Origin of the sequence: Amycolatopsis umgeniensis (genome assembly GCF_014205155.1) — a bacterium.
Classification (GTDB): Bacteria; Actinomycetota; Actinomycetes; order Mycobacteriales; family Pseudonocardiaceae; genus Amycolatopsis; species Amycolatopsis umgeniensis.
Window position 1 is genome coordinate 7,494,040 of the sequence record NZ_JACHMX010000001.1, and the last position, 12,318, is coordinate 7,506,357.

11 protein-coding genes are annotated in these 12,318 nt (G+C 67.0%); 5 read left to right on the top strand and 6 right to left on the bottom strand.

Going from position 1 to position 12,318, the window contains the following annotated elements:
- Nucleotides 1-6: 6 nt before the first annotated feature.
- On the bottom strand, nt 7-720 hold the full coding sequence (locus HDA45_RS34975; RefSeq protein WP_184902678.1) for an alpha/beta fold hydrolase family protein: 714 nt from the start codon (nt 718-720) through the stop codon (nt 7-9).
- Between the two features lie 103 nt (nt 721-823).
- Here HDA45_RS34975 and HDA45_RS34980 point away from each other — a divergent pair, with 103 nt between their 5' ends.
- Nucleotides 824-1,204, top strand: a complete 381-nt coding sequence (locus HDA45_RS34980; protein ID WP_184902680.1) for an OB-fold nucleic acid binding domain-containing protein — start codon at nt 824-826, stop codon at nt 1,202-1,204.
- A 9-nt stretch (nt 1,205-1,213) separates the two neighbouring features.
- Nucleotides 1,214-1,951 (top strand): DUF3159 domain-containing protein, encoded by a 738-nt coding sequence (locus HDA45_RS34985; RefSeq protein ID WP_184902682.1) that lies wholly within the window; start codon nt 1,214-1,216, stop codon nt 1,949-1,951.
- Here HDA45_RS34985 and HDA45_RS34990 read toward each other — a convergent pair.
- Both HDA45_RS34990 and HDA45_RS34995 read right to left on the bottom strand, forming a co-directional pair.
- Nucleotides 1,948-2,604 carry a potassium channel family protein gene (locus HDA45_RS34990; protein ID WP_007033567.1) on the bottom strand — a complete coding sequence of 219 codons (657 nt, stop codon included), beginning with the start codon at nt 2,602-2,604 and terminating at the stop codon, nt 1,948-1,950. The two genes, HDA45_RS34985 and HDA45_RS34990, sit on opposite strands and share 4 nt — an antisense overlap.
- Nucleotides 2,604-3,269, bottom strand: a complete 666-nt coding sequence (locus HDA45_RS34995; RefSeq protein WP_184902684.1) for an NAD-binding protein — start codon at nt 3,267-3,269, stop codon at nt 2,604-2,606. The genes HDA45_RS34990 and HDA45_RS34995 overlap by 1 nt, the downstream gene beginning before the upstream one ends.
- Before the next feature lie 98 nt (nt 3,270-3,367).
- Here HDA45_RS34995 and HDA45_RS35000 point away from each other — a divergent pair, with 98 nt between their 5' ends.
- From HDA45_RS35000 to HDA45_RS35010, 3 genes are all read left to right on the top strand, one after another.
- Complete coding sequence (locus HDA45_RS35000; protein ID WP_184902686.1) at nt 3,368-5,401, top strand: amino acid permease; 2,034 nt, start codon at nt 3,368-3,370, stop codon at nt 5,399-5,401.
- On the top strand, nt 5,398-6,603 hold the full coding sequence (locus HDA45_RS35005; RefSeq protein ID WP_184902688.1) for a class I SAM-dependent RNA methyltransferase: 1,206 nt from the start codon (nt 5,398-5,400) through the stop codon (nt 6,601-6,603). Before HDA45_RS35000 ends, HDA45_RS35005 begins: the two co-directional genes overlap by 4 nt.
- 315 nt (nt 6,604-6,918) lie before the next feature.
- Entirely contained in the window at nt 6,919-7,263 is a 345-nt protein-coding gene (locus tag HDA45_RS35010; RefSeq protein WP_221471326.1) for a hypothetical protein, read from the top strand.
- 374 nt (nt 7,264-7,637) lie between these two features.
- On the opposite strand, the gene HDA45_RS35015 is transcribed toward HDA45_RS35010, so the two are convergent.
- The 3 genes from HDA45_RS35015 to HDA45_RS35025 are packed head-to-tail and all read right to left on the bottom strand — an operon-like array spanning nt 7,638 to nt 12,203.
- Nucleotides 7,638-9,191 (bottom strand): GMC family oxidoreductase N-terminal domain-containing protein, encoded by a 1,554-nt coding sequence (locus tag HDA45_RS35015; protein ID WP_184902692.1) that lies wholly within the window; start codon nt 9,189-9,191, stop codon nt 7,638-7,640.
- Nucleotides 9,188-10,699 carry an APC family permease gene (locus tag HDA45_RS35020; protein ID WP_184902694.1) on the bottom strand — a complete coding sequence of 504 codons (1,512 nt, stop codon included), beginning with the start codon at nt 10,697-10,699 and terminating at the stop codon, nt 9,188-9,190. The genes HDA45_RS35015 and HDA45_RS35020 overlap by 4 nt, the downstream gene beginning before the upstream one ends.
- 16 nt (nt 10,700-10,715) lie before the next feature.
- A complete protein-coding gene (locus tag HDA45_RS35025) occupies nt 10,716-12,203 on the bottom strand; it encodes an aldehyde dehydrogenase family protein (RefSeq protein WP_184902696.1) in 1,488 nt (495 codons plus the stop codon).
- Nucleotides 12,204-12,318: the final 115 nt, after the last annotated feature.

Below are 12,318 nucleotides of genomic sequence, written 5' to 3' on the forward strand. Positions count from 1 at the left end.
CACCGCCTAGTGGGTTCGGGCTTTTAGCCAGGCCAGGGTGGTGGCTCGGCCTAGTGATTCCCGGTCGGTGCCGAGGGCGGTCAGGGTCGACTCGCCGACCTCGGCGCGCGGCAGGGCGTCCGCCCACGCGCGGGCGACCTCGGCCGGGTGGATCGGATCGTCCACGCACGTGCCGATCCCCGCGGGCACGTCGAGGCCCTTCAGGTCTTCGAGTGAAGGGGCGGGATGGCCCGCCGCTGTCCGCAGGCTCGCCGCCAGTCCGGAGCCGTGCCGTCGCCACGCGCGGCCGAGTTCGGCCGAAAGCCAAGCGGGGACGCCGTCCGAAGATTTCGCCAGCGCGCCGCCGACCCCGTTTTCGGCCACCAGATCCGCTGACAGCCGCGCGGCGAGCGACGCGGGTGCTCGCCCGGCCGGGCCGTTCCAGGCCGGGAGAGCGGCAAGCAGGCCGGTGCAGCGGCCAGGATTGCGGGCCGCCCACTCCGCCGAGAGATGCGCGCCGAACGAGATGCCGCCGACGAGCAGCGGACCGTGCTCCGCGGACAGCCTGTCCAGTTCCTCGAGATAGCCGTCCGCGAGACGGTCTCCCGGGGGCGGTGGCGGGGCCAGCAACCGGATGCCGAGAGCCCGCAGCGGACCGGAGAACACGCTGAGCACGAACACTTCGTCGGACCCGGTGCCGGGGAGTACTACTGCCGTCGTAGGCGGAATAGCGGAGGTCACGTTGCGATCTTCTCCCAAACCGGTTGTCCTGGTCCGTACACAGTTACGCTGGATTACGCACGGGCCGTTCGAGTCGGGGGCCCCGGAGCACAGGAGCACCGTTATGTCCGCCAAAGACGGCGGCTACTTCAGCCGGTTGGTTCGCAAGCTGACCAGCGACGTCGAGGATCTCGACGCCGACGACCTGTCCGAAAAATCCGAGGCCGGCGGAGCGCAGCGCGCCTGCGACTGCCGGTCGGGCGAAGAGGTGACGGTGCTCGGGAGACTCCGCAGCGTGGAGCTCTGCCCGACCAACGAGGCCGCGACACTGCAGGCCGAGCTGTTCGACGGCACACAGGGTGTGACGCTAATCTGGCTCGGACGCCGCCGGATCCCCGGAATCGAACCCGGGCGAACCATCAAGGTGCGCGGCCGGATGGCCGAACGTGATGGTCAGAAGGTGCTTTACAACCCTTATTACGAACTTCAGAGCACTGTGAGTTGATCCCGTATCGTGACTGAACCCGCCGGCGGCGAGCAGAAGAAGACCGCGGAACCGGACGACAACAAGCCTCAGCCCACCCTGTTGGAACAGATGGGTGGGCTGTCGGGGCTGTTCTATTCCTCGTTGCCGGTCATCGTGTTCGTGATCGCGAACGCCATCTTCGGTCTCACGGTGGGCATCTGGGCCGCGGTCGGCAGCGCGGTGGCGATCACCGTGCTGCGGATCGTCCGCAAGGAGCCGCTGCAGCCCGCCATCTCCGGGTTCTTCGGGGTGGCGATCGCGGCGTTCATCGCCTACCGGACGGGATCGGCCAAGGGCTTCTTCCTGTTCGGCATCTGGACGAGCCTGGTCTACTTCGGGGTCTTCGTGCTGTCGATCGTCGTCCGCTGGCCGCTCGCCGGCGTGGTGTGGAACGCGCTCAACGGCAGCGGCCACGCCTGGCGCAAGGACAAGAAGTCGCTGATCGCCTACTCGATCGCGACCGGTTCCATGGCACTGATCTTCGGCGCCCGGTTCGTCGTCCAGCGCTGGCTGTACGACGAGGACTACACCGGTTGGCTGGCCTTCGCGAAGATCGCGATGGGGTATCCGCTGTACGCGCTCGGCCTGCTCACCGTCGTCTGGGCGGTGCGGCGGTCGGACAAGCACCTCAAGGCCCTCGCGGAAGAAGCGCCCGCCGAGGAGACCGACGAAGAGGTCGAGGCTCGCCTGCGCGCAAAGTACGCGCAGGCGCCCGACTCGGCCTAGTAGCCCAGTGCGGTCCGGATCTCCGGCTCCACGTCCGACGTCGCCACGAACAGCAGCTCGTCACCCGGCTCCAACGGGTCCTCGGGCTGCGGCACGATCACCCGGTCACCGCGCAGGATCGTCACCAGCGCCGCGTCACGCGGCAGGTTGATCTCGCTGACGGCCTTGCCCGCCAGCGGGGTCTCCTCCGGGAGGGTGAGTTCGACCAGGTTCGCCTGGCTCTGCCGGAACGTCATGAGCCGCACCAGATCGCCGACGCTCACCGCCTCCTCGACCATCGCCGCGAGCATCCGCGGGGTCGACACGGCGACATCGACGCCCCAGGCGTCGTTGAACAGCCATTCGTTGGCCGGGTTGTTCACGCGCGCCACCACCCGGCGCACCGCGAACTCGGTCTTCGCCAGCAGTGACACGACGAGGTTCGCCTTGTCGTCACCGGTCGCGGCGATCACGACGTCGCACTGCTCGATCCCGGACTCCTCGAGGATCGAGACCTCGCACGCGTCGCCCAGCACCCAATCCGCCTGCTCGACGGTATGCGGCTCGAACTGGTCGGCCTCGCGTTCGATGAGCATCACCTGGTGGCGCCCGTCGATCAGTTCCGCGGCGATCGACCGGCCGACCGCGCCCGCCCCGGCAATCGCGACCCGCATCAGTTCTCCTCTTCCGGTTCGCGAGCGGCGACGCTGGTCACGTCGCTGACAGTGCCCGATTTCGCGGCGACGTACACGACGTCGTCGGCCTGGATCACGGCCTTGGTGTCGGGCAGCACGGCGGTGCCGAACCGCATGATGAACGCGACCCGCGCGCCGGTGGTGTCCTGCAGATCGCGCACGCTGTGCCCGACCCACCCCTCGTGCAGCGGGAGTTGCAGCAGCGCGACGCTGCCGGACGGGTCTCGCCACTCCGAGGCGACGCCGTCGGGGAGCAGGGTGCGCAGGAACCGGTCGGTCGTCCACGGGACGGTCGCCACGGTCGGGATGCCGAGCCGTTCGTAGACCGCCGCGCGCTTGTGGTCGTAGATCCTGGCGACGACCTTGTCGATGCCGAAGTTCTCCCTGGCCACCCGCGCCGAGATGATGTTGGAGTTGTCGCCACTGGACACCGCCGCGAAAGCGCCCGCGTGTTCGATCCCGGCCTCGATCAGCACCTGCCGGTCGAATCCGACGCCGACCACCTGCTGGCCGTGGAAGTCACTGCCGAGCCGCCGGAACGCCTGCCTGCTCTTGTCGATGACGGCGACGTCGTGCCCCAGCCGCCCCAGCGCCGCGGCCAGGGATGCGCCGACCCGGCCGCATCCCATGATCACCACGTGCACGCCCTGCCTCCTTAGTTCGCGGACGTTTCACCCGTCCGCAGGTACCCAGACACACCAGCGCCGAACCTACCGTGAGGTGCGACCGTTAGTCTTCTGCGGTGTCGAAGTTCCCGACCGTATTGAAGCGGCTCGTCCTCGGACGTCCATTCCGGAGTGACCGCCTCTCGCATACGCTGCTGCCGAAGCGCATCGCGCTGCCGATTTTCGCGTCCGACGCGTTGTCGAGCGTCGCCTACGCGCCTGAGGAAATCTTTCTGACCCTCAGCGTCGCCGGCCTGTCCGCGTACGCGTTCGCGCCCTGGATCGGGGTCGCCGTCGCGCTCGTCATGCTGGTCGTGGTCGCGTCCTACCGGCAGAACGTGCACGCCTATCCCAGCGGCGGCGGTGACTACGAAGTCGCCAACACCAACCTCGGCGGCAAATTCGGGCTCACCGTCGCCAGTGCGCTGCTGGTGGATTACGTGCTGACCGTGGCGGTTTCGACGTCGTCCGGCGTGGCGAACATCGGTTCGGCCATCCCGTGGGTGGCGCAGCACAAGGTGATCGTCGCGGTCGTCATCGTGGTCGTGCTGACCGCGTTGAATCTGCGCGGAGTACGCGAATCGGGCAAAACCTTCGCCATCCCGGTCTACGGGTTCATCCTCGGCATTCTCGGCATGGTGATCTGGGGGCTGATCGAGGCGGCCTCCGGCGCCGACATGCGGGCCGAGAGCGCCAATTTCGAGTTGCACGAAGAAGCCTCATTGACCGGTTTCGCGTTCTTCTTCCTGCTCCTGCGGACGTTCTCCTCCGGTGCCGCGGCGCTGACCGGGGTCGAGGCGATCAGCAACGGCGTCCCCGCGTTCCAGAAGCCGAAATCGAAGAACGCGGCCACCACGCTGCTGATGATGGGCGTGCTCGCGGTGACGATGCTGGTCGGCATCATCACGCTGGCGATCATCACCGAGGTCAAATTCGCCGAGCACGCGGAAACCCAGCTGACGGGCACCCCGGCGGGCTACGAGCAGAAGACGATCGTCGCGCAGATCGCGCACGCGGTGTTCGCCGACTTCACCCCGGGCTTCTACTACATCTCCTTCGTCACCGGCATCATCCTGCTGCTGGCCGCGAACACCGCGTTCAACGGCTTCCCGGTGCTCGGCTCGATCCTCGCGCAGGACCGTTACCTCCCGCGTCAGCTGCACACGCGGGGCGACAGGCTGGCGTTCTCCAACGGCATCCTGTTCCTCTCCGCGTTCGCCCTGGTGCTGATCATCGCGTTCGACGCCGAGGTCACGAAGCTCATCCAGCTCTACATCGTGGGGGTGTTCGTCTCCTTCACGATCAGCCAGGCGGGCATGATCCGGCATTGGAATCGCTTGCTGTCCAGGGAAACCGATCCGATGGTGCGGCGCCGGATGCGGCGTTCGCAGACGGTCAACGCCGTCGGCCTCACGATGACCGGCACCGTGCTGGTCATCGTGCTGATCACGAAGTTCCTGCTGGGCGCCTGGATCGCGATCGCGGCGATGGTGGCGATCTACATCCTGATGACGGCGATCCGGAAGCATTACGACCGGGTCGCCGAGGAATTGCGCGAGATGGAGCGGAAGCCTGCCGTATTGCCTTCGCGCAACCACGCGATCGTGCTGATTTCGAAACTGCACCTGCCGACCTTGCGCGCGCTTTCCTACGCCAAGGCCGTGCGGCCCGACGTCCTCGAAGCCGTCACCGTGAACGTCGACGACATGGAGACGCGCAAACTCGTCCAGGAATGGGACGACCACAATTTCAAGGTGCCGCTGAAGGTGATCGAATCGCCGTACCGCGAGATCACGAAACCCGTACTGGACTACGTGAAGCGCGTCCGTGGCGACAATCCGCGCAACGTGGTGACCGTGTTCATCCCCGAATACGTGGTCGGGCACTGGTGGGAGCAGGTCCTGCACAACCAGAGCGCGCTGCGGCTCAAGGGACGGCTCCTGTTCCAGCCCGGTGTCATGGTGACCAGCGTGCCGTGGCAGCTCGAATCGTCGGAAAAGGCGATCAAACGCGACCGAAAGGCGCGTCCGGCGGCAGGCGACGTGCGGCGTGGTTTCTCCCCGGTGGTCAAGCAGACCGAAAAGACGAAGGACAAGGAAAAATCAGAATGAGTGTGGACGCGTCGACCGGAACGTGGCTCGGACGGACGATCGAGCTGGAGGTCGGCGCGGTGGCGCACGGCGGGCACTGCGTCGCGCGGGTGGAAGGCCGGGTCGTGTTCGTGCGGCACGCGCTGCCCGGCGAGCGCGTGATGGCCTCGGTCACCGAAGACAAGGGCGGCGCTTTCTGCCGCGCCGACGCGATCGAGATCCTGGAGGCGTCACCGGAACGCGTGGAGCCGCCGTGCCCGCTCGCGGCGCCGGGGGAGTGCGGCGGCTGCGACTGGCAGCACGCCACGCCCGGTCACCAGCGTGAGCTCAAGGCCGCGGTGGTCATGGAGCAGCTGAAGAGGCTGGCCGGGATCGAGCGCGAGGTCGTCGTCGAGGCGCTCGAGGGCGGCCCGCTGGACTGGCGCAGCCGCGTCCGGCTCGTCGCGGGCAAGGACGGCCGCGCGGGCTTCCGGGCACACCACAGCCACCGCGTGATCCCCATCGACGACTGCCCGATCACCGTCCCGGGCGCGCTCGACGACGTGGTGTCGCGGAACTGGCGGCCCGGCAGCGAAATCGAGGTCACCAAGGACGGCGAAGGCCACGTGCACCTTCGCGACCTGTCGACGATCCACGGGAAGACCAAGTCTCGGCAACTCGCGGGCGGCCTCGCCGTCCAGCACGCCGCCGGCCGAGACTGGCGCCTGGACGCCCACGGCTTCTGGCAGGTCCACCCGGCCGCCGCGGACACACTCGCCGCCGTCGTCGCGGAATGGGCCGAAGCCCCGCGTGACGGCGTGGCATGGGACCTGTACGCGGGCGTCGGCCTCTTCGCGTCGGTGCTCGCTTCGCAGGTCGGCCCCCGCGGGCGCGTCCTTGCCATCGAATCCGGCCGTCGCGCCGTGTCGGACGGTGAGGAGAACCTCGCCGACCTCCCGCAGGTCCGCTGGCGCTCCGGCCGCGTCGAACACCTCCTGGCCGAAGCCCCGAAACCCGTCGACGTCGTCGTCCTCGACCCGCCTCGCAAGGGTGCGGGCAAGGCCGTCGTCGAGTCCATTGTGGAGGGTTCGCCGGACCGGATCGTCTATGTGGCCTGCGACCCGGCCGCTCTGGCGCGTGACATCGCGCTGTTCGCCGAGCACGGATACGGGCTGGTGGATCTGCGTGCTTTCGACGCGTTCCCGATGACGCACCACGTCGAATGCGTTGCGTTGTTGCAATAATTCGCGATTTGTAGTCCGTCGGAATGGATTGGCCTCTTTTGGCTTGTCCACGTGCTGGGTGCTCGCTAACTTGAGTTTCGTGTTCACGAGGTAGCGCGGGTACCTCAGACATTTCCTGAGGGCGTGAGATTATTCAAACCTTGGCCTTGTTCCAAGGTTTATTTCGCGACCCTTCACGGGCTTTCGACGCGAACGGATTTCGAATCATGGACTATCTGACTTCTGTATGTGGCGATTGTGACGGCAAAGGCTGTGCCGGCTGCGACGGGCACGGCACGATCACCATTGTGGAGGACTGACCGAGTGGAGCCGACAATGCTCCCGCCCGGGGTCACCGCCCAAGAGATCAGCTACCGGAGCGGCCGGAAACAGGTCATCTACACGGCGCCGTACCCGTCCGAAGGGCCGATTCTCGTACAAGACCTGCTGGGACGGCAGGCGTGGATGTTCATGTACGCCCACTTCGTCTTCACCTGGGCCGAAGGCGCTGTCCAGGTGCAGGTCAGCCACGGCACGTTGAGCGGGCCGAAGATGCCGCTGTGGAAGGGGATCAGTATTCCCGCTTACTGGTCGGGACCCGCGTTGGCGGAGTTCGGCCGAGCGTGGGCACTGGAACAGATGTCCGGCGGGCGGGGCACTCCGGCCGCCGTTTCCATCTAGCGCTTTCTGTCGGGGAGGCTGTGTGGAAATAGGGACGTTGGATGTCCCTATTTCCACACGGCTACCTGGTTCCGGCGGCGGGTCGGGGTGGTCGTGAGGCTTTGCGGCCACTGCCCCTCTCGACTCAGCGCTGTCCGTCAGTTTTCGAGCACAGGAGTACACCCGTTTCAGTGAGAAGTCCGCAGCAAAAAGAAGCGCGGCGCGAAGGCGCGACGCGCGACGAATCGGGAGGTCTCACAGGGTGTACAACGGCAGGCTCTCTGCTGGACGACGTGGTTCAGCAGCACGGTAATCGCACCGAAGGGGCCGCTCCACTGGTTTTCGGGCAAACAGAAGGCCCCCTGACCGAAGCCAGGGGGCCTTCTCGGGCAACTCTAAGCGCGCGCGTCCTCCTTCAGCAGGTCCGCGCACTTCTCGCCGATCGCCATCGTGGTGATGCACGGGTTCACCGCGACCAGGAACGGCATCGCCGAACCGTCGGCGACCCGCAGGCCTTCGACGCCTCGCACCCGCAGCCGTGCGTCGAGCACGGCCAGCGGATCCCCGTCTCCGCCCATTTTCGCGGTGCACGCGGGGTGATAGACCGTGTTGTGCGTCTTGCGCAGGTAGTCCGCGATCTCGTCGTCGGTCTTGACGTCCTTGCCGGGCGCCAGTTCCGTACCCGCCCATTCGTCCAGCGCGGGCTGTTCGGCGATCTTGCGGGCCAGTTTGATGCCGTAGGTCATCACCCGCATGTCGTGCTCGTCGGTGAAGTAGCGCGGATCCACCTTCGGCTTGTCCCGGTAGTCACGGCTGCGCAGCCGCACGGTCCCGGTCGACCGTGACCGGGTGACGTTCGGGGTCAGGCAGAAGCCGTTCTCCGTGGTGGGATAGCCCTGCCGGAGGGTGTTCATGTCGAACGGCACGGAACCGTAGTGGAACATCAGATCCGGCCGGTCGAGGCCTTCCTCCGTGCTGGTGAAGATGCCGATCTCCCACCATTGCGTGGACTCGGTGGTCATCGGCTGCAGCGCGTCCCACTGGATGACGCCTTCGGGGTGATCCTGCAGGTTCTCGCCGACACCGGGGGAGTCCACCAGCACGTCCACGCCGACCTCGCGCAGATGCCCGGCGGGGCCGATTCCCGACAGCATCAGGAGTTTCGGGGTGTCGATCGCTCCCGACGACAGGACCACTTCGCGCCGTGCGCGCAGCTTGACACCGTGGATCAGGTCGTCGGCCAGGTATTCCGCGCCGGTGCAGCGTTTGCCGTCGAACAGCAGCCGCCGGACCCGGGCGCCGGTGATGATCTCCAGATTCGGTCGCTTGCCGATGATCGGGTGCAGGTACGACACGGACGCCGACGACCGGGTGCCGTCCTCGCGCGCGTTGATCTGGAACCAGTTCGCGCCGTGCGTGACGGTCTTCCCCGAGTTGAACTCCGTCCTCGGGATGCCCGCCTGTTCGCACGCCTGCAGCAGCGCGACGCCGGTCGGGTCGTTCGGCGGCACCGAACGGATGGTCACCGGGCCCGAGCGGCCGTGGTGGTCTCCGGGACCGTCGTTGGTCTCGAGCCGTTTGTACAGCGGGAAAATGTCCTGGGCGGCCCAGCCGGGCAGGCCGAGTGACGCCCATTCGTCGAGGTCTTCCGCCGGAGCCCAGAACGCGATGCACGAGTTGTGCGACGAGCAACCGCCGAGCACTCGCGCGCGGGCGTGGCGCAGGAAGGAGTTCCCGGAGTCCTGCGGCTCGACCAGGTAGTCCCAGTCGTAGCCGGATTCGAGCAGCGCCATCCACTTCGTCAGTTCCAGCACGGCCGAATCGTCCACATCGGACGGTCCGGCTTCCAGGAGCGCCACGGTGACGTCCGGGTCTTCCGAGAGTCTCGCCGCGACCACCGAACCCGCCGTCCCGCCGCCGACGACGATGTAGTCGAACTCTCCGGTCACTGTGCTGCCTCCTCGGGATGTGCTTCCGCGGCGTGATCGGCCAGGACGCCGCTCTTGTGCCGCAGGACGAACCAGTAATACGCGAAACCGACGACAGCCACCGCGCCGACGAACAGCACGGCCCCCCATTCGAGGTACCAGTGATACGGCTTCGTCGCGTTGTAGACCTCGCGCCGCGGCCACGCCAGGTTCACCACGATCGCGCCGCCCCACAGCACGCCGATGATGTTGACCGGCAGCCCCAGTTTGCCGAGGGAGAAGTACTTGGTGCCCTCCACCTTCGGCGGCGGCCACTGCCCGCGGAAACGCTTGACCAGCATCGGGACGGTGACCAGCAGGTACGCCAGGTAGATCATGATGATGCCGATGCTGGTGATCACCGTGAAGATCTGCGGCTGGCCGACGTTGACCACCAGGATCAGCACCGCGATGACGCCGGACACGATCGCGGGGACGACCGGCGTCTTCGTCTTCGGTGAGACCCGCGCCAGATGCTTTCCGGCGGGCAGGTTGTTGTCCCGGCCCATCGCGAACATCATCCGGATCGACGCCGACTGCACGGCCAGGTTGCACACCGTGATGGCGACGACGACCGCGAGCAGGAAGATCGTGCCGACGGTGCTGCCGAACACGTCGAGGACGATGAACTGCAGGCCACCGGTGGCGATCTGCGGATCGTTGATGTCGCCGACGGCCATCAGCGCGAGAAGGAGGATGAGCCCGCCGATGACGAACGACGCGATCAGCGCGCGCAGGATCGCCTTGGGCGCGTTCTTGCGCGGGTCGTGCGATTCCTCGCCGAGCGAGCTGGCGGTGTCGAAGCCGTACATGACGTAGGTCGACGCGAGCGAGGCGACCAGGAACGCCCCGAAATAGCCCCACGGCTGGTCGGCGCCGGTGTTGTTGGTCTGCATGACGACCTCGGGGCCGCGCGTGATGTTCACCGCGAGCGCGACGATCAGCAGGACGGCGGCGACCAGTTCGATGAACACCCCGGCGCTGTTGATCCGCGCCATCAGCTTGACGCCCCACGCGTTCACCAGCGTGGTGAACACGATCAGCCCGGCGCCGAGGATGACAGCGTTGACGGCGCTGTCACCGGAGAAGGAGAAGAACGACGAGATCTGGGGGAGCGTGATCTGGTACGCCAGCGCGACGGCCGCGATGCTGACGATCGAGGCCGTCAGCATCATCCAGCCCGCCAGCCACGCGACGTGCTGGCTGCCGAGCCGTTTCGACCAGTTGTAGATCGAGCCCGCCACCGGATAGTGCGCGGCCAGTTCGGCGAACGAGAGCGCGACCATCAGCTGGCCGACGAACACCATCGGCCAAGACCACCAGTAGGCGGGACCGCCGAAGCTGAAGCCGAAGTAGAACAGCTGGAAGGTGCCCGTCAGGATCGAGATGTAGCTGATCCCGGCGGCGAAGGTGTGGAAGTTGCCGAGCGTTCTTTCGAGTTCCTGTTTGTAGCCGAAACCGGCGAGGCCGTCGTCGGAAGGATTACTCATCGGCACTTTCCCATCTTTAGTTGGACGCTGCCGGCTCCCCTGAGAACCAGCGCTGTGGTTCGGGCCGGAGGTTCTGGTAGATGTGTTTCGCCTCCACGTACTCGGCCAGCCCGGTCGGGCCGAGCTCGCGTCCGAAGCCGGATTGCTTGTAGCCGCCCCATTCCGCCTGTGGCAGGTACGGGTGGAAGTCGTTGATCCAGATCGTGCCGTGGCGCAGCCGGTTCGCGACCCGCTGCGCGCGGGAGGCGTCCGAGGTGAAGACGGCGCCCGCGAGGCCGTAATGCGTGTCGTTGGCGATCCAGACGGCGTCGTCCTCGTCGGTGAAGGTCTCGACGGTGAGCACCGGGCCGAACGACTCGTCGACGACGGCGCTGCTGCCCTGCTTCACGTTGTCGAGGATGGTCGGCAGGTAGTAGTGCCCCTTCGCGAGCTCGCGATCGTCGGGGCGTTTGCCGCCGGTGCGCAGGACGGCGCCCTCGGCGAGCGCCGCGGCGACGTACCGTTCGATTTTTTCCAAATGGGCGGCCGAGATCAGCGGACCGGTTTCAGCCTTCGGGTCGAAAGGTCCACCCAGTCGGATCAGTTCGGCGCGGCGGACGAGCTCGTCGACGAACTTCTCGTGCCACTCCTCCTGGACGATCAGGCGCGCTCCCGCCGAGCACACCTGGCCGGAGTGCAGGAACACCGCTGTCAGCGCGTAGTCAACGGCGGTGTCGAAGTCCGAGTCGGCGAAGACGACGTTCGGGTTCTTGCCGCCCAGTTCCAGCGCGACCTTCTTGATCGTGGCCGCCGCGGAAGCGGCGATGACCTTCCCGGTGGCGAGGCCGCCGGTGAAGGAGACGAGGTCGACGTCCGGATGCTCGGACAGCGGCGCCCCGGCCTGCGCCCCGGCGCCGAGCACCAGGTTCGCGACGCCGCCGGGCAGCCCGGCCTCGGTGAGCAGCTTCATCAGCAGGATCGAGGTGTGCGGCGTCAGCTCGCTGGGCTTGAGGACGAACGTGTTGCCCGCCGCGAGCGCGGGGGCCACCTTCCAGATGGTCTGCAGGAGCGGATAGTTCCACGGCGTGATCAGCCCGCAGACGCCGACCGGCTCGTGCACGATCCGGCTGAACGCGTCCGGGTTCCCGGTGTCGACCACGCGGCCCGCGTCGTTGGCGGCGAGTTTGCCGAAGTAGCGCAGGCACGCGGCGATGTCGGCCATGTCGTACTCGCTCTCGACCAGCCGCTTCCCGGTGTCGAGCGACTCGGCGCGCGCGAAGGTCGCGGCGTCGCGGTCGAGCAGGTCGGCGGCCTTCAGCAGCAGGTCACCGCGTTCGGGGGCGGGCGTGCCGGGCCAAGGACCGGTGTCGAACGCCTTCCTCGCGGCGGCGATGGCCGCTTCGGTGTCTTCACGGGTGCCTTCGGCGACTTCCGCGACCAGCGACCCGTCAGCGGGGCAGCGGATCTCCCTGCGACCACCGCCGATCGCGTCGACCCACTCGCCACCGATGAAAAAGTCCGCCATCAAGCCCTCCGAACCGGCTCCTGCTCAACCGTCGATCAGCGATTATCGCGGCCACCCGACGTGACCGCTACTTGGCAAAAGAGACCATGTTCACACCGTTGGGTGCAGTGTGGTG

What these genes read in the sequence shown, in the direction of transcription:
- HDA45_RS34980 (WP_184902680.1), top strand. Translation starts at nt 824, where the DNA reads ATGTCCGCCAAAGACGGCGGCTACTTCAGCCGGTTGGTTCGCAAGCTG.
- HDA45_RS34990 (WP_007033567.1), bottom strand. Translation starts at nt 2,604, where the DNA reads ATGCGGGTCGCGATTGCCGGGGCGGGCGCGGTCGGCCGGTCGATCGCC.
- HDA45_RS35005 (WP_184902688.1), top strand. Translation starts at nt 5,398, where the DNA reads ATGAGTGTGGACGCGTCGACCGGAACGTGGCTCGGACGGACGATCGAG.
- HDA45_RS35010 (WP_221471326.1), top strand. Translation starts at nt 6,919, where the DNA reads ATGCTCCCGCCCGGGGTCACCGCCCAAGAGATCAGCTACCGGAGCGGC.
- HDA45_RS35020 (WP_184902694.1), bottom strand. Translation starts at nt 10,699, where the DNA reads ATGAGTAATCCTTCCGACGACGGCCTCGCCGGTTTCGGCTACAAACAG.
- HDA45_RS35025 (WP_184902696.1), bottom strand. Translation starts at nt 12,203, where the DNA reads ATGGCGGACTTTTTCATCGGTGGCGAGTGGGTCGACGCGATCGGCGGT.